This window comes from Paenochrobactrum sp. BZR 201-1, assembly GCF_044987585.2.
Classification (GTDB): domain Bacteria; phylum Pseudomonadota; class Alphaproteobacteria; order Rhizobiales; family Rhizobiaceae; genus Paenochrobactrum; species Paenochrobactrum pullorum.
In genome coordinates this window covers 15753-33028 of record NZ_JBJDRZ020000010.1, presented here as the reverse complement: position 1 = coordinate 33028, position 17276 = coordinate 15753, and the positions used below count along the sequence as shown (strand labels likewise).

12 protein-coding genes are annotated in these 17276 nt (G+C 47.4%); 5 read left to right on the top strand and 7 right to left on the bottom strand.

From position 1 onward, the window contains the following. Positions 1–17: 17 nt before the first annotated feature. Entirely contained in the window at positions 18–2198 is a 2181-nt protein-coding gene (locus ACI0FR_RS07930) for a cation-translocating P-type ATPase (protein WP_404908784.1), read from the top strand. A 28-nt stretch (positions 2199–2226) separates the two neighbouring features. After that, entirely contained in the window at positions 2227–2412 is a 186-nt protein-coding gene (gene ccoS, locus ACI0FR_RS07925) for a cbb3-type cytochrome oxidase assembly protein CcoS (RefSeq protein WP_374831259.1), read from the top strand. A 41-nt stretch (positions 2413–2453) separates the two neighbouring features. Here ccoS and ACI0FR_RS07920 read toward each other — a convergent pair whose 3' ends face one another. From ACI0FR_RS07920 to ACI0FR_RS07890, 7 genes are all read right to left on the bottom strand, one after another. Beyond that, positions 2454–5015, bottom strand: a complete 2562-nt coding sequence (locus ACI0FR_RS07920; RefSeq protein ID WP_404908787.1) for a TonB-dependent receptor — start codon at positions 5013–5015, stop codon at positions 2454–2456. Between the two features lie 125 nt (positions 5016–5140). Continuing rightward, complete coding sequence (locus ACI0FR_RS07915; protein WP_404908790.1) at positions 5141–6061, bottom strand: FecR family protein; 921 nt, start codon at positions 6059–6061, stop codon at positions 5141–5143. Positions 6062–6161: 100 nt separating this feature from the next. After that, on the bottom strand, positions 6162–6683 hold the full coding sequence (locus ACI0FR_RS07910) for a sigma-70 family RNA polymerase sigma factor (protein WP_404908793.1): 522 nt from the start codon (positions 6681–6683) through the stop codon (positions 6162–6164). Positions 6684–6911: 228 nt separating this feature from the next. Next, positions 6912–9431: a TonB-dependent receptor gene (locus ACI0FR_RS07905; protein ID WP_404908796.1), complete on the bottom strand. Its 2520-nt coding sequence runs from the start codon at positions 9429–9431 to the stop codon at positions 6912–6914. 183 nt (positions 9432–9614) lie between these two features. After that, positions 9615–10568: a FecR family protein gene (locus ACI0FR_RS07900; RefSeq protein ID WP_404908799.1), complete on the bottom strand. Its 954-nt coding sequence runs from the start codon at positions 10566–10568 to the stop codon at positions 9615–9617. Between the two features lie 126 nt (positions 10569–10694). Next, on the bottom strand, positions 10695–11195 hold the full coding sequence (locus ACI0FR_RS07895; protein ID WP_404908802.1) for an RNA polymerase sigma factor: 501 nt from the start codon (positions 11193–11195) through the stop codon (positions 10695–10697). Between the two features lie 172 nt (positions 11196–11367). Further along, a complete protein-coding gene (locus tag ACI0FR_RS07890; RefSeq protein ID WP_404908805.1) occupies positions 11368–12798 on the bottom strand; it encodes an SLC13 family permease in 1431 nt (476 codons plus the stop codon). Between the two features lie 591 nt (positions 12799–13389). Between ACI0FR_RS07890 and ACI0FR_RS07885 the strand changes: the two genes are divergently transcribed. The 3 genes from ACI0FR_RS07885 to ACI0FR_RS07875 all read left to right on the top strand — a co-directional run bounded on the left by ACI0FR_RS07885 (position 13390) and on the right by ACI0FR_RS07875 (position 17265). Continuing rightward, complete coding sequence (locus ACI0FR_RS07885; protein WP_404908808.1) at positions 13390–14799, top strand: APC family permease; 1410 nt, start codon at positions 13390–13392, stop codon at positions 14797–14799. A gap of 85 nt (positions 14800–14884) precedes the next feature. After that, the gene (locus tag ACI0FR_RS07880; protein ID WP_404908811.1) at positions 14885–15580 is read left to right on the top strand and encodes a TetR/AcrR family transcriptional regulator; all 696 of its coding nucleotides are present in this window, start codon (positions 14885–14887) and stop codon (positions 15578–15580) included. Between the two features lie 317 nt (positions 15581–15897). After that, positions 15898–17265, top strand: a complete 1368-nt coding sequence (locus ACI0FR_RS07875) for a glutamine synthetase family protein (RefSeq protein ID WP_404908814.1) — start codon at positions 15898–15900, stop codon at positions 17263–17265. Positions 17266–17276 lie beyond the last annotated feature (11 nt).

Here is a 17276-nt window from a genome sequence, read left to right as displayed (position 1 = left end):
CCCGTGCTCAGCCCCTCATGGCCATGATTAAAAATCCGCGTGTCGAAGAGCAATTGATCGCCAGCCGTGAAATCAGTGGCGGCATTTTTGAAAGCGAATTGTCCGTCGGCGCTATCCACTGTGCCAATTGTATCCGTGCTATTGAAACCGGTATGCGAAAGCTTGAAGGTGTGGAGCGTGTTCGGGTTAATCTATCCACCAAACGGGTCAATGTGCATTGGCATGCAGATCAAGCCCCTGATCTTGTAGCTGCATTGGAAGAGATCGGTTTTGCTGCTAATTTCACCGAAGCAGAACGAAAAAATCGTGATCCGGAACTCAGACGTCTGGTACTGGCTTTAGCGGTTGCCGGTTTCTGCTCAATGAATGTGATGATGTTTTCCGTTGGCGTCTGGGCTGGCGCCGATCCGGCAACCCGTCATGCATTTCATTGGATTTCAGCATTTATTGCCCTGCCATGTCTGCTTTATTCCGGCCGGATTTATTTCCAATCGGCATGGGCGGCATTGCGGCACGGGCGTACAAATATGGATGTGCCGATTTCTATCGGTGTCATTCTTGCCTATCTGTTGAGTTTATACGATACGGTTCATAACGGCACGCATGCTTATTTTGATGCTGCCACATCATTGATTTTCTTTCTGCTTATCGGCCGTACTTTGGATTATATGATGCGGGAAAAAGCCCGCAGTGCCGTGGAAGGGCTTATACGTCTCGTGCCAAATGGCGCAACAATTGAAAATGAGGATGGCGGCCGTTCTTATTTGCCGGTTGATGCAATCAAAACCGGGATGCGTATGGTGCTGGCAGCCGGCGATCGTGTGCCGGTTGACGGCGAAATTGCTGAAGGTATTTCCGAACTTGATTGTGCGATTGCAACTGGCGAAACTGCACCGCGACGTGTTGAGCCTGGCATGGCGGTGCAAGCAGGCATGCTTAATTTAACTGCGCCATTGATCATAAGGGCAACGGCCACAGCCAAAACATCATTTCTTGCACAAATGCTGCGTTTGATGGAGGCGGCAGAAGACGGCCGCGCCCATTATCGGCGCATTGCCGATCGTGCGGCGGAACTTTATTCACCTGTTGTCCATTCTATGGCGTTACTCACTTTTATCGGTTGGCTTATTGCAACTGGTGATTGGCATCAAGCTATTACCATTGCCATTGCGGTGCTGATTATTACCTGTCCTTGCGCGCTTGGTCTTGCTGTACCGATTGTGCAGGTTGTGGCTGCCAAACGTTTGTTTGAAAATGGAATTTTGGTTAAAGACGGTTCGGCGATTGAACGTATGAATGCCGTGAATGCAGTTGTTTTCGACAAAACAGGAACGCTGACATTGGGCTCACCGGTCGCGCAAGTTATACCGATAACTGCTGATAAGCTCACTATCGCTGCCGCAATGGCCCGCCAATCCAATCATCCTTATTCCAAAGCGATAGCGCGCAAACTTGACGATTTACAAGACAAAATCCTGTTCTTGTCTATTCAGGAATATGCAGGTTTCGGATTGCAGGCGCGAATTGGTGAAGATACCTACCGGCTTGGCCGAGCCGATTGGGCACTTTCAGATATTGAAGGGGATAAAATGAGCGGCACTGTTTTTTCATGTAACGGAAAATGTGCGGCATCATTTGCATTTCTAGATGAGTTGCGGCCCTTTGCTGATGAGGCGATCCGGCAACTTCACCAAGCAGGAATAAAAGTTCTTTTATTATCCGGTGATCAGGAAAAAGCTGTTTTGCAGGTTAGTAACCAATTACATATTGATAATTATGCTGCGGGTCTGTTGCCCGCCGATAAAGTCTCCCGCTTGAACGGGCTCAAAGTCGAGGGCTATCATACATTGATGGTTGGGGACGGGTTGAATGATGCACCTGCATTGGCCGCAGCCCATGTATCTATGGCACCTGCCAGCGCGGCAGATATCGGACGCAATGCTGCTGATTTTGTTTTTCTGCACAAGAGTCTTGCTGCAGTTCCCGCTGCATTGTCGATTGCTCAAGCTTCGGCAAAATTGGTGCGGGAGAATTTTGTGCTGGCGATTATTTATAATGCTATCGCTATACCCGTTGCGGTGGCAGGCTATGTCACACCACTTATTGCCGCCTTGGCAATGTCTGTTTCGTCAATCATGGTTGTAGCCAATGCGTTGCGATTGAAAGCCGGTTCATTAAAACCGGTTGCCAAAAGCTGACATTTTTGGATTTTTATGGAGGTTGTTGATGAGCAGCCTGATTTTTTTGATACCAATCGCGCTGATTTTAGGCGGCATTGCACTGGCTGCTTTTTTCTGGACACTGAAAAATGGTCAATATGAAGATCTTGAAGGTGCAGGGCACCGGATTTTTATTGATGACAATGATGAAGTTTCAATCCATCCACCTGAAAAATTGAAATCAAATAATTAAAAATGCCGGACAAGCTGTGAACATGTCCGGCATTTTTATCATTAAAATTTGGCAGTCAAGCCTGCTCTGATCGTGCGCCCCGGTGCAGGTGCCCGTGTGAATGAAAGCGGATCCAGATAATACTGGTTTGTCAGGTTTTCGACATTGAAATTCAAAGAGACGGTCTCGTTGAATTTATAATTACCAAACAGGTCGACAATTGTTCGCTTAGGCCAAAGCGTCGGGGTTACATAGCCCAATCCCATTGACTCGCTCAAAGCGCGTTCACCTATAAATGTTGCACGCGCGCCCACAGTCAGTTTTTGTTCAAACATATGAACACCGCCACTCAGTGTCAGCAAATATTTTGGCGGAATATAATTACTGCCATAATCAATGCCGATAGCTTTTGAATCACAACCTGTCAGCTGGTGGCAAAACTCGACCTTGGAATATCTGGTCAGTCCGGTTTCAATGAATATGCGTTGCGTATCATATTTGACGGAGAGCTCCAGCCCTTCAAATGTAGCGCTTGGGATATTGGCCCAATGGCGTGGCTCGGACCAGTTTTGAGCGATGGAGTCGCGGATGATATAATCTTTGTATTTATTATGGAAATAGCTGGCTTTCACACGCAAATTATCGCCGTCGGTAAAGATATCCGTGCGCATTACATTGATGCCGGCTTCATAATTCTCGGCCTTTTCAGGCTTCAGATCGGGATTGGGATAAAGAATGGTTCCGAGCTGGAAGCTTGTTTCACGCAGAGCCGGCGGGCGCCAGCCTTGCGCATAATGACCATAAAACTGGATGCCTTCCCAAGGGGTGACAGTCACTGACAAAGACGGGTTCAAACGGGAGCCGTTTTTATCGCCATAATGTGCCAAAGCACCGCCGCCTTGTTCGATTTTATAAGTATCATAACGAAGCCCCGCGCCAAAACTAAGCCAGTCTGTCACATCATAATTGGCACGGCTGAAAACACTGGCAAGACGCCTTTTTCCTGTCGGCCCGGCACTGATCAAATATGTTTGCGATGGATCCCATGAATATGAATCATAGAGTTCATCTCCGTCTGAATCTTCCAAAGAAATCTGCGCGCCATAGGTCAGTGCCAAATGGCCAAGCGCAGTTTCGATACTGGAGTTATTGTAAATTTCCACGCCATAAGTTTTGACATCAGCACTTCCTTCGAGGCTGATAGGTGCCTCCCGTTTGACATTGGTCAGCCATGAGGAAACATGCAGATCAATATAAGGATTATCGGAAGGATTATGCGCCAGCTTGGCGGTCAAAGTATCCACTTTGCGGCGGTTCAGGTCTTTCTGACTTGGCGGGATGAAACCGTAAACATAAGGAAAATCATCCAATTCCCCATGTTTATTTTCATAACGCATATAGCTTAATTCCAATGATGTATCTTCATTGAAATGCGCTTTGCCTTTTAAAAGCACCGAGAAGGAATCTTCCGACGTGTTGAAAACTTCACCGCCCGGTGGAACCGGTGATAATGCGCCAGTATCATCAGCAAGCAGTTTTCCGCCTTTTTTACCGGCAAAATAGTTGCCGGTTTTACGGCGGGTAACAGCTGCCAGAAATTCATAATTATCCTGAACGGTAGCAGCAGCAATTGAGCCGTTGAAACTGTCGCCATTTAAAAATGAAGGCGCATCTTTGAGCTGTTCGTAGGTATTAACCGCCGGTGGTGTTTTGGTATTGCTGCCCATTGTGGCTTTGATTTGGGCACCATATTCTTTGCCTTCCGCCACAACATCACGCGCATTGAGAGTGCGCATATTCACAACCCCACCCATTGCACCATTACCAAGCGGGCCATCACTTGGACCTTTGGTGATATCTATACCGGCAATCAGATCGGGATCAACAAACACACTGCTGGTTTGCCCGCGATAACCGGTATAGCTGGAGGTGGATTGTTGCGTGCCGTCAATCAAGGTTGCAACGCGGTTCATGCCCTGAAGGCCGCGAATGTTGATATTCAAACCCTGACCGGAGCGGCTGCCTGCGGAAACGACACCCGGTGTTGATTTGAAAAGATCACCCTGACTGCTGGAGGGAAGGCGGCTTAAATCTTCTGCTGACACATAAGCCGTTGAACCGGCAGTCATGTAGGGTGCATTTTCCGGTTGAACCTGACCGTGTACAGTGATCGTGTCCAGTAAAATCGAGCCGTCATTGACACGTGCGGCGGTGTCATGACTGTTGGAAACACGGTCACTGATGGTGACGGAATTGGCATTGGTAAAATGATAGCGAAGACCGGTGCCAGCAAGCAACCGCGCCAGTCCTGCTTGTGCCGTATATCTGCCGTTGAGACCGCTTGTTGTGCGGGTGCCGATATCGTTCTGATCAAAGAAAATATCGACACCACTTGCATTGGAAAATGCCAGCAATGCAGTAGAGAGTGATTGGGCGGGAATAGTGAAATGGCGCTCATTATTTGTTGACTGGGCAACAGCAATGGCAGGTTTCATCACAACTGAAAGACTGGTTGTCATCATCAGTGCTGCCATCAGGCAGGCAAGTTTTCTGCTTGTTGGCTGCGTTAAACATGTGTGTTGTGCGGTTAAAACCTTACCGGTCAACTGCGTGTATTCCATCATTATAGCCCCTCACATTTCCGCCATTGGCGAATGTCATCGGTAAGAGTGCCGTTTATTGGCTCTCATATGTATGACACGCGGGTAGCTACAAGTTACCAAGCAGATTTGTTATTTATTTTTAAAATTTAACGACCGGAGATAATGACGAGATTACCTGCCCTTGAAACATTTATGGGTAAGGTCTGCGCAATTGAATCAAGGGCTGCATCGGCTGAAGCGGTACTGAATGCAGCACTGACCAGCATTTGCCCTAACCTCTTGTCCGTGAGGATGATAAAACCACCGCGATATCGCTCGATATCATTGAGAACACTGCTTAAAGCTTCGTTGTGATAGATCAGCCGTCCCCGGCGCCATGCATCGACATTGTTGATGTCGACAGCTTGTGCTGCCAAAATTTCATCGCCATTATAGGCCAGTTGCCAACCACTGTTTAAGCGTTTTGCCGGCAGATTGGGCAAAGCTATCTCAACCTGATGTTGGGTTACGGCAACGGTGACAAGCTGGTGGTCGGCTTTGATATTGAAGGAAGTGCCAAGCGCGGTTGTTTGCCCGTCATTGGCATTGACGATGAAGGGGCGGCGTTCAGGCACCACGTTGAAATAGGCTTCACCCCAATGCAGTGTCAGGTGGCGACCGGCATCCGAATAATTAACCGATAATGCCGAGCGGCTGCCCAGATCAACCACTGAACCGTCGGTTAAAGTCAATGTTCTCAATTCACCTGCATTGGTAGCATAATCAGCAAACATGCCGTTGCGGTAAAATAAATAACCGCCCCCGGCAGCGCCAAACAGGCCAAGACTTGAACTGATGAAAGCGCGCCTGCTGAGTTTGGTTCTGCGTGTCTGGCGCAATTCTGCTTCAACCGGTGCAAAGGCAGACCAGAGCGTACTGGCACGCATCCATGCAGCCTCATGTTCAGCGCTTTGGCTTTTCCATTGTTCAAACGCCTGATAATCTTTTTCGGTGGCACCATCATCCCTGAGCACTGCAAACCAATGCAGGGCTTCACGTATGAGCGGGGATCGGTGATCATCAACCATAAAGGTGCATCCGGTTTAATAATTCGCCAAATTTATTGCAATAAACCACCAGTAGGTGGCAATGTCTTATGAATAAAGACACTCGAGCAGTAATAACTTACTAAGGAAACTGTAAAAAATCAGGCCCTAATGCCAGATCAAGATCATTAAGGGCATTAAAAATATGATTGATGACAGTACGGCGCGATAGCTGAAACCTCTCGGCAATCTCGCTATAAGTTGCACCTTCGAAACGGTGAATAATAAAAATTTCGCGTCTGCGTGGCGGCAAATTTGAAAGTGCCGTCAACAAACGGCGTAGCTCCTGCCGGTAAAGCACTTCCATTTCCGGTGATGGTTTACGATCTGCAATGGCGAGATATATCTGATCGTCAATTGTGACCTCAATACCTTGTTGCAAATGGCGCAGATGATTGAGGGCGAGATTGCGGGCGGCACGGGTCAGATAGGCGGCAGGCTCATGAATTTTTTGTTTGTCGGATGCATCGATCAACTTTGAGAAGGCATCCTGCACCAAATCGTCAGCTGTTGCATTATTACCGACAATACGTGCGATAAATCGTTTGAGACGACCTTTTTCCGATCCGTAAAGATGAGTGAAACTATGGCTGAGAAGTGCCATTGCGAGGTTCCTGCGATCAGACCAGATTGACAAACATGCACGTTTATTGAGCCGGACACTGTTTATCTGATATAATCTTTGCCCTACCGTCTTTTCTCCCATATCTGTTTCAGGATTTTTTATCAAGTTAATATGATAAAAAAGATCATGTTTAAAATTAAACATGGTTTATGAAAGAGGATATCCCCAAGGCAAGAATGGTTCTGCCTTGGGGATTTTATAAAAAGATCAGAATCGCGCTGTCGCACTCAAGCGGAAAGTACGACCCGGCGAAGGGGTCAATGCTTCGCTCATCGCATCAAGATAATAGAGATCAAAGATGTTTTCGATACTGGCATTGAAGGAGAAATTCTCATTCAGCTTATAGGAAGCGAAAGTGTCGTAAACCTGATAGGAGCGCCACTCGCTCTCAACCATACCGACGCCGCTGCGTTTCAAGGCGCGATCACCGACAAAGTTAACACGGCCACCAATTGTCAGGCTTTCATCAAGAAAACGTGCGCCCAATGTCAGCGAGCCGCTATAAACAGGCGGCACATAGATGCTTTGATAATCATCGGGTGGTGTGCTGTCATTACAGGCAGAATCTTCACCCGCTTTCGTTGCATAGCAATATTTCACATTGGTGTAGCGGTTGAAATTGGCATCGGCAAAAAACATACCTGCATCATAAGAGGCAGAAATTTCAAAACCTTTGAATTTTGCCCCGTCAATATTGGCATAGACCCGATAAGGATAAGGCAGACCGGCACGGTTACCATAGGTTCTGACAATATAATCATCATAGCTATTATCAAAATAAGACAGTTTGAGACGTAATTTATCATCATCAAGCAACAGATTGTCATTGAGATAATTGACACCGATTTCGTAGTTTTTAGAGCGCTCCGGCTTCAAAAGCGGGTTTGGTTCAATCAGACCAGGCATATTGAAAAGCGTTTCGCGGATGCTTGGCGGGCGCCAGCCTTGTGCATAATTTCCAAAGATCTGGAAGCCGTCAAGCGGCTCAACCATCACGCCCAGCCTTGGTGACAAACGTGACCCATCAAGACCGTCAATCGTGGAATTTTCGCTTTTATCGCGTGTTTGATAGCTTTGGTAGCGTAGACCCGCGCTCAGTGTCAGCCAATCAACCGGTTTATAATCAGCATTGGCAAAAATCGCGCCAACTTCACGGCTTCCCTCCATCCCGATATTGGTATCCGGATTTTGTATTGTCTTTTCACGCGAGTAAGTAGCACCATAATTGAGATCAAAAAGGCCAAAGCCTGTATCAATATGTGAGGCATTGGTGACTTCAACACCGGTTGTGTCGGTTTTAGTGTCACCTGGTACACCGGTCAGAATTTCGAGCGCCGCCCAGTCATCCGATAGTCTGGTATGCCAGACATTGGTCTGAAAATTGATCAGATCGTTGTCTTCCGGAGTCCACGTATATTTTGCCGTATACATGTCGGATTTGGTGCGGCTCAAATTGGCCTGATAAGGCGGCCAGCCACCAATGGCGACGGGATTGTTCATGTCGCCGTATTCCTCGCCATATTTGCTGTCATAACGAATATAGCCAAGCTCGACCGTTTGGTCGTGCTCGAAATTAAACTTGCCTTTCAGCAAAAGCGATTTGGTGTCTTGTGATGTGTTGAAAATTTCGCTGCCCGGTCGATAGGCCGACATTGGCCCCCAAGTGTATTTTCCACCAAAACTAAAGCGTTTGACTTGGCGTTCGCCATGCTTACCGGCAAAATAATTGCCGTTGCGACGATAGGCAAAAGCACCGACCAGTTCATAATTATCCTGCTTGGTGGCCAATGCAACACTGGCTATATTGCTGTTGCCATTCAGCCAGTCATTGCCGCCAAAACGTGGTGCTTCAGTATCAGGCGGAGAAAAATACTCACGCGGCTTGACGCTGTTGCCGGCAAAACCGCCTTTGATTTTTACCCCATATGACTTGCCGTCCATGATGATGTCATCAGCATTAAGCGTACGCATATTGACAACGCCACCCATTGAGCCGCTGCCCAATGCGCCTGACGGAGGACCTTTTTGAATGTCGATGCCACCAATAAATTCGGGATCGACAAAGGTGCGGCTGCTCATGCCTTTATAGCCACGATAAGCGGATGAGCTTTGCTGGGCGCCATCAACAAGCGTGGCGATACGGTTCATGCCTTGAAGCCCACGGATATTGACGTCCAGAGCCTGACCGGTACGGTTGCCGGATGAAAAGACACCCGGTGCATTACGCAAAATATCGCCGGTGGATGAAGGCGGCACAATCTGGATTTGCTCGGCGCTGATATAAGATGAGGAGCCTGATGTCTGGAAGGGTTTATCGGCATTGTTGAGGGCACCGCTCACCGTGATCGTTTCCAGCAGAATAGAGCCGTCGTCATTGGTGGCAGCACTTGTGGCGGAAGCGACGCGATCCGTGATTGTCACGGTGTTGGCATTGGTGAAGTTATAGCCCAAGCCCGTACCCGCCAGCAGGCGAGACAAGGCTTCCTGTTTGCTCATGCTGCCGTGCAAACCTGCTGATTGTTTGCCGCGTACCAGATCCGCCTGATAAAGAACCTGCAGATTGGATTGATCGCCGAAGCTGGAAATCACCGAGCCCAATGATCCGGCCGAAATAAAATAATTGATATTGGCCTGCTGGGCATGAGCGGTTGGCACAAAAGACGGGCTCATCTGAATTGCTGTCGAGGCAAGCAGTGCCAGCAACAGTTTTCCTGTTTTCATCCCCATGGATAAATTGCCTGAAAATTCCATATGCATGGTTTCTTATTATACTCCGTCCTGATCGTGCTTGCCGGCATAACAATGCCCTTCACTGACAAAGACGAGTCCTGCATGCGACTCCCTCACCCTTAAAGTTGAAAATAATTATCATATTATATTTTCAACTGTATGCTTAGGATTTAAAGGGAATTATGCCGGGCTTAAAAAAACCAGATAGGGTGTAAGCTCTCTGCTGCGGATTGGCAAAGTGTTGCGGATGACGTCCAATACGCCGTCCGGATGATTGATATCAAAAATTCCGCTGACACGCATATCAAGCAGCTTACTGTCGGTTGCGCGGATGATGCCGCGCCGGTAACGATTGACATCTGCCAAAACTTGCCGGAGAGGGCGGTCTTCAAAAATGAGCTTGCCTCTTTTCCAGGCGGCTTCAATATTGGCATCAACAGTATCGAAAAGCCCAAAACCGGCAGAATTAAAAATTGTCAGCTGCGATGCTTGTACAATTCTTTTGCTTTGATCGGGTGCAATAACCGAAACCGCACTTTCCTCGACCCAGACTGTGACTTCATTTGCCCATTCATGTACGACAAAACGTGTGCCCAACGCGGTGACGCTGCCGCCGGCTGCCTGCACTGTGAAGGGACGATTTGTATCTTTTGCCACATCAAAGAAAGCGCGCCCGCGCAAGAGTTTGATCAAGCGGGTGTTATTGCTGTAATCAACCGCAATGGCGCTATCGGCATCAAGATCCACATGGCTGCCATCCGCCAAGATGATGCTGCGCATTTCACCGGTTCCGGTCGCATAATCACTGGTTAAAAAATCCGGTTGAATGACAAAAATAGCAGCGCTACTTGCAGCCAGTGCAGCACCACCTGCCAAAAAAGCCCGCCTTGAGGCCGTTTTTTTAAGCGCCGGACGATAGGTTACTTGTTTTTGGCGCGGATCGCCCATCGCATCCAAATCTGTCCAGATGGAACCAAGTGACTGATATTCTGATGCATTTTCAGGGCTTTGGGCCAGCCATGTCGCATGCTCTGCGCGCTCGGCTTCGGATACATTGCCGGAATTGATGGTAACGAACCATGCCAAGGCCTCATCGCGTGAGGTTAAAGCTTTGTCGTTATTGCTATTTACCATCGTGACCGCCGACTATTTTCCTACACATGTGTGAAACCGTAACCATGCCAGCTGTGCAAGGCTTATTATTAAGACGTTTCACACCGCCTGATACCTCACTTTTTTTATAGGCGAAAGCAAGCATTGTCATTCCAGATGCTCGCCAAGTTGTTCACGGCAATGCGCGAGCGCCTTCATAATCAGTTTTTCAACCGCACTGCGGGTGATACCTAATTCTTGTGCAATTTTGACATGACTGAGGCCGTCAAATTTATGCATCAGAAATACTTGTTTTTGCCTTGGCGGCAAAGATGCAACGGCTTTTTCCAGCAGTGCAAGGCGCTGGCGATAATCAGCCACGCGTTCTTGATCCGGGCTCTCATCTGCTGCATCAAATGTTTCTGACGCAGTGACATAGCGGTTACGCGACTTTGCCGCGCGGAAATAATCGGTCGCTAGATTATCGGCAATACGGAATAAATAAGATCGTATATTGCTGATATTTTTATGCTTTTCCGTATCATGAATGCGCATGAAAGTATCTTGAGTGATATCTTTCACCGTTTCGGGATCGTGACCCTTTTGGCGCAGAAAACGGGCAATATCCGTTGCATGTCTTCTGAACAGATCTTGCAGGTCCCAATTCATGACATTTTTCGCTAATAGTGCCGCCTGAGTTAAAGCCGCATGCTGTAATTATTCATTATCAATGGCACATAATTCTTAATATGATTTTAGTAGTCATATTATTTCTTTATGCAAGTGCTTGTTGATGCCACACAATAAAGACATCAACTATAGATAGTTTAAAAGGCAATTTTTAAAACATGCCCATCAGTTTCCACCATAGCAGATCAAGTGGCAGAATGAAGATGATCGTTGCCATGAACAATATGAAGCAAAGTTTTATCACGCTGCGTAAGGGTAAGCCCGCAATTTGTGCTGCGGCAATCAAGGGCGGTGCCTGATAAGGCAAAACGACACTGGAAAAGGCTAAAACCTGTGTCATCAACACGGTTTCAATCGGCAGTCCGGAGAGGATTGATAATTGTTCGGCACCGGGCGTCATAACGGCTGGAATACCGGGCAGATTGGTGATGGTGGCAACAATCATCGCCATGATGGTCATGGACACAATATTGCCCAAGCTTTCACCCTGTTCGAAACCGGCAAAGTTGCTCAGCGTCGCCACCACTATCGTGCCAAGTCCGCTATGAGCAATCAGTGCACCAAGCCCCATTATACCGGCGACAAAAAACAAAGTGCCGTAATTGATCTCTTCATTCAGGCATTTAGGAGAGACCAGCCCGCTGCCCGGCCACAAACATAAAACACCGCCTGCCAGCGCGATCCAGCCCGGCGAAACCTGGTGAAATCCATCGGTAAACCAAAGCAGCAGTGACAGAACAATGATTAGGGTCAGCCATTTTTCCTGTACCGACATCGACGCCGATTTTGTTCGTTCTTCATATATCTGAGGCGGTGTTGATTCCGCAAAAAGCTTGATAATCAAAGCGATCAGCACGCAGGCTTTGATAAATCCCAACACCGGAAAATGTAAGAGCAAATAGTTCCAATAGCCGATTTTAATTCCGTAAATATTTTCGGCAGCACCGGCAAGGATCATATTGGGAAGATTGGCCGGCAAAATCGTATAAGCAGGTATATTGGTACCAAAAGCGGCAGCCATCAGCATACCCAGCATTCCATTCGAGGTTTTGCTGTATCCGGCATGTTCGGCCAGCGAAATAACGATTGGTACCAGCAGAACAATCCGTCCCATGGAGGAGGGAATGAAAAATGAAAGCGCCATGCTGAACATCACCGTTGTGGTAATGACGCTTGTGTAAGTCGTGCCGATACAGGCGGAGAGTAAAATCGCGACACGCTTTCCTAGGCCGGTATAGCGAATGGCGCTGCCGACAATCATCCCGCCGAATAAAAGCCAGATGGTTGATGAAACAAAGGCGCCCATCACAATATCCGGCGGCGCTGCATGAAAAATGATCGCAATGACAAAGAAAACAAAAGCAGGCAAATATTCAGGGACGGCGGAGGTTGCCCACATGCCGATACAAAAGACACTCAGCATAACTGCGACTGTCTGTTCCCATGATAAATGGCTGTAAAAAACTATACCCGACAACAGGCTTAAAAACGTAATCAATAAGGTCAAGCGACCGGCGCGATCAAAGGGGAAACATTTTTTATCTGCCTGAGCCACGGATGCTTCAATTTTAAAAAGGGGCATAAAATGATCTTTCAATTGGGAGAATTTCCCCCAAGCCTTGCGCTTCCAGCTAACATATCAAAAATGTTTTTCTTGACCAGACATAATATGATAAAAAAGGTAAAGTTTATGTTGGTTAAACTTTTTTGGATCAGATTTTGGCCGTAAATGCAGTCTCATTTCTATGGTGCATAGATTTTAAATGATGAGCCGATTTTTGCTTATGGCGCGGCCATGATTCTTTTTTCAAATTTAGATAATGCTTTGTTTCATAAGATTAAAGTTTCGGATTTTTTCATATCTCTGACAATTAAGAAAAATATAATTTCTATCTTGTAGGACGAATGAAGATAAATGAAACTTATCAATATATATTTTTTGCTTGATTTCTTCACTGTAGAATATTCTTATAGGCATGTTTTGAAGATGCGCCGTATGATCGCATATGCCGTCAGGAGGAGGCGGCAGAATGAAAGATCCAGCTATCCAGCACGGCAATAAAAGCAACTGTGCAGAGTTTTATCAGCGATATTTTGCCATCACGATTTTTGGAAGGAAGTTTTAAACAAAATATCAGCTGAAAATAACAAGAACACGATATTGGAGGATATCATGAAACCTGAACCGGGAGGAAATATCAGTGCGGAAAACAGAACCTTTACCTATGCCGATGCCTCGACTTTTGCCAGCGTAAGCGCGCCGCAGCAAAATAAGCTGCACCGTGTTTTGGGCCTGCCATCGCTTGTCTTTTTTGGCCTTGCCTATATGGTGCCACTCGCTGTTTTTGATACTTATGGTATTGTAACGCAAGTTACTTTAGGACATTTGCCAGCCGCCTATGTGCTGACTTTGGCGGCGATGTTTTTTACGGCCTACAGTTATGGACGTATGGTGGAAGTGCTGCCGGCTGCAGGATCTGCCTATAGTTACTCACGTTATGCCTTTGGCGGTTATGCCGGCTTTATGGTCGGTTGGACCTTAATGCTGGATTACATCTTTCTGCCGATGCTGAACTATATTCTGATCGGCATTTATATGTCGGAATATTTCCCGTCAGTGCCTGCGTCGTGGTGGATAATGGGTGCAATTCTACTCGTAACGGTCTTGAATATCCTTGGTATTAAAGTTGTTGCCCGTATGAATTTTGTCATTATTGCCTTTCAATTTATCTTCTTGGCTTTCTTTTTCACATTATTTTTCACCTCGATCGGAGGTGATGGTGCGCCGTCGCTACTCGCTCCTTTCTACAGTGAAAATATGAGAATAGGTGCCATTGTTTCAGGCGCAGCAATTCTTTGCTTGTCGTTTCTTGGTTTTGATGCGGTTTCCACATTGTCGGAAGAAACAAAAAATCCAAAACGTGACATTCCGCGTGCGATCATGCTTTGCACTGTTTGCGGGGGCTTGATTTTCATTCTGTCTGCTTGGGCAGGACATATTGTATTTCCTGACTGGCAGGCTTTTGCCGATCCGGATGCGGCGGCTGTCGAAGTTATGGGCAAAGCGGGCGGCGCATTTATGGTCAGCTTCTTCACTGCTGCCTATATGACGGGTACTTTTGCTTCGACCATGGCAGCACAAGCCAGTGTTTCACGCATTCTTTATGCAATGGGTCGTGATCGGGTTCTGCCTTATACCTTATTTGGAACCGTACATAAAACTCTTGGAACACCGGTGCGGGCGACTGTTTTTGTGGGTGTTATCTCGCTGATTGCTTTGGAAATCGACCTTGAACTGGCTGCCAGTATGATCAGCTTTGGTGCCCTGGCCGCGTTCTCTTTCGTTAATCTGTCGGTGATCAAAACCTATCTTTTTGATCAGGGGAAAAGACAGGGCATTGACTGGTTCCGCTACGGATTTTTGCCAGGATTTGGTTTCTTGCTCACCGTTTGGCTGTGGACTGGTCTTTCGGCCACAACCTTTACTGTCGGTATTACCTGGGTTGCAGTTGGTTTTTCCTATCTGCTTTATCTGACGCGAATGTTCAAACGAACGGTTCCGAAGCTGGATCTGGCCGATTAATTGATGGCTAAATCAATATTTTGATTAATGTTCATTCACTCGCCGGGTTCTTGTCAGAATCCGGCGAGCCTTCTATAGTCAGCCCATGAGCGATAAAGACAATGCCCTTCCATCATCTGCTGCAGGTGCTAGGCTGAAAAACAGCAAAGGTGCGCGTGGCCTTTCGCGTGAAGCAATTGCCGAAGAGGCACTCGCACTCATGGAAGAATCCGGTGATTCCGGTTTTACTATCCGCAAACTTGCCGCACGTATGGGCTATGATCCAATGTCGATACTCTATCATTTCAAATCGAAAGACGGGGTATTGCGGGCGATGGCCGACCGGATGGAAGAGCAAATTCGCCCTGCACCGCCTGACAGGCCGTGGCGTGGCAGAATGCGGCATTTGGCAGATCAGTATCGCAGTTTAGCACTGCGATATCCCAATAGTTTTTGGCTGATGCAAAAATTTCTGCATACCGGTCACGCCGACTTTTTACATATGGAAATGGTTCATGGCGCATTGACCGAAGCAGGGATAGCGGAACGCGAAATTCCGGCACTATGCCTTGGTTGGTATGGGTGTATAACCGGTTTGGCGGTGGGCGAAACGGGTGGATTGATCCGTCCTGCTGAAGCGGTTGATATGGCCGAAGTCGCAGATCTTCCCGAAAAATCTTATCCCTTGCTCAAAAAAGCCATGCCGCTTTATAATGATCTCGCGCCGAGCACGGTTTTTTCGCTTTCTGTCGAGGTTTTTCTCGATGGCATCCGCGAGAGAAGCAAAATGCAATCCTTGTGATACATGTATAAATGCTGGCCATGCAAAACGGTATTTGATGGATTGATTGATATATCGGGCTTTCAATTTGAACGCCCTCTTAATGCATCAGTTTTATGTTCTGAATTCCATGAGATGAGCCAAGCATGATGGCTTATATGTGTTTTTAAAAAAAGCTTTTAAAGCCCTTCTAAGCGGCACGATTGTCGCGATTTAACAAAATGCCAGCGTTGGATTGATCGTGGATGACATTCCTTAATTATCTGACAAGCTGTTGCTTGACGTTATTATTTCTACACTGTAGGATTTAACCAAGAAGACTGCACTGGAGGAACGGAATGACTATTTTGGCAGCAGCAAAGCCAGCCACCAAAACCCAAGCACAGGAGACTGAAATTCCGCGTTCTTTCTATGCAGCCATTTGCGATATGAACGGCATATTTCGCGGCAAGCGTTTGCCCGGTGCAAAATTGGCAAGTGCTTTGCATGGCGGCACACGTATGCCGATGTCATCCATTGGGGTTGATATTTGGGGAACGGACGTTGCCGGAACCTGCCTGACGATGGAGAGAGGCGATCTGGATGGTATTTGCCATCCGACAGGCCGTGCTTTGTCCGATCTGGGTTGGAGCAAAGAAGCTGATCAGCCGTTTTTACATTTATGGATGAGCAAGGAAGACGGCAGCCCATATTATGCGGATGCACGCCACTTGCTCGCCGAAGTTTTAAACCGCTTTGCCCGCCATGATTTGCGCCCAGTTGTTGCAACAGAGGTGGAGTTTTATCTTCTTGATCCGTCGGCAGATCCTGCAAGCCCGACCACAGCCAATGCGGCCAATCGTTTAAGCAATTTTGATGATATTTATTCAATATCGGAATTGGCTGAAACATCCGCCTTTCTTGATGAAATTTATGAAACTGCTGCGGCTTGCGGCATTGAAGTGGAAGCGGCAACGGCCGAAGGGGCGCCGCGTCAATTCGAGTTCAATCTTTTGCATCAGGCGGATGCATTAAAAGCCGCTGATGATACGGTTTTTTTCAAGCAGATCATTCGCAATGCCGCACAGCGTCACGGCTATCACGCTTGTTTTATGGCAAAACCTTTTCAGTTTCATGCCGGCAGCGGCATGCATGTCCATTTTTCGATCATTGATAAGAATGATCAGAATATTTTTGATGATGGCAGCGAAACTGGCTCCGAAGCCTTGAAATATGCGGTTGGCGGCTTGCTGGACAGTATGGCTGATATGACGCTGGCTTTTGCGCCGCATTTAAATTCTTACCGCCGCTTGTGTCCGGGAGGTCTTGCGCCGACAACTGTCGCATGGGGCTATGAAAACCGCACCAGTGCTTTGCGCATTCCTGCAGGCCCTTGTGTTGGCCGACGCATTGAACATCGTGTCGCGGGTGCCGATGCCAATCCATATATCGTGCTTGCTGCAATGTTGGGTGGTGCGCTTTATGGCTTGGAAAACAAGATGCAACCGGCGGTACCGGTCAGCACCAACTCGCATGAACTTGATCTTCCATGTTTGGCGCGCGACTGGAATGAAGCGCTGCGGCAGTTTGAAAATTCTGCCAAAGTAAAAACTATTCTCCATCCCGAATTTGTAGAGGCTTTTGCCGCCTGCAAACAGCAGGAGCAGGATATTTTTGCGGCGCGTCTCACTGAATTTGAACTGCAAACCTATCGCCAGTCCGTATAAGCGCGACGAGC

What these genes read in the sequence shown, in the direction of transcription:
- ACI0FR_RS07895 (WP_404908802.1), bottom strand. Translation starts at nt 11,195, where the DNA reads ATGAATTGGGACCTGCAAGATCTGTTCAGAAGACATGCAACGGATATT.
- ACI0FR_RS07885 (WP_404908808.1), top strand. Translation starts at nt 13,390, where the DNA reads ATGAAACCTGAACCGGGAGGAAATATCAGTGCGGAAAACAGAACCTTT.
- ACI0FR_RS07930 (WP_404908784.1), top strand. Translation starts at nt 18, where the DNA reads ATGGCCATGATTAAAAATCCGCGTGTCGAAGAGCAATTGATCGCCAGC.
- ACI0FR_RS07890 (WP_404908805.1), bottom strand. Translation starts at nt 12,798, where the DNA reads ATGCCCCTTTTTAAAATTGAAGCATCCGTGGCTCAGGCAGATAAAAAA.
- ACI0FR_RS07875 (WP_404908814.1), top strand. Translation starts at nt 15,898, where the DNA reads ATGACTATTTTGGCAGCAGCAAAGCCAGCCACCAAAACCCAAGCACAG.
- ccoS (WP_374831259.1), top strand. Translation starts at nt 2,227, where the DNA reads ATGAGCAGCCTGATTTTTTTGATACCAATCGCGCTGATTTTAGGCGGC.
- ACI0FR_RS07910 (WP_404908793.1), bottom strand. Translation starts at nt 6,683, where the DNA reads ATGGCACTTCTCAGCCATAGTTTCACTCATCTTTACGGATCGGAAAAA.
- ACI0FR_RS07920 (WP_404908787.1), bottom strand. Translation starts at nt 5,015, where the DNA reads ATGATGGAATACACGCAGTTGACCGGTAAGGTTTTAACCGCACAACAC.
- ACI0FR_RS07900 (WP_404908799.1), bottom strand. Translation starts at nt 10,568, where the DNA reads ATGGTAAATAGCAATAACGACAAAGCTTTAACCTCACGCGATGAGGCC.
- ACI0FR_RS07880 (WP_404908811.1), top strand. Translation starts at nt 14,885, where the DNA reads ATGAGCGATAAAGACAATGCCCTTCCATCATCTGCTGCAGGTGCTAGG.
- ACI0FR_RS07915 (WP_404908790.1), bottom strand. Translation starts at nt 6,061, where the DNA reads ATGGTTGATGATCACCGATCCCCGCTCATACGTGAAGCCCTGCATTGG.
- ACI0FR_RS07905 (WP_404908796.1), bottom strand. Translation starts at nt 9,431, where the DNA reads ATGGGGATGAAAACAGGAAAACTGTTGCTGGCACTGCTTGCCTCGACA.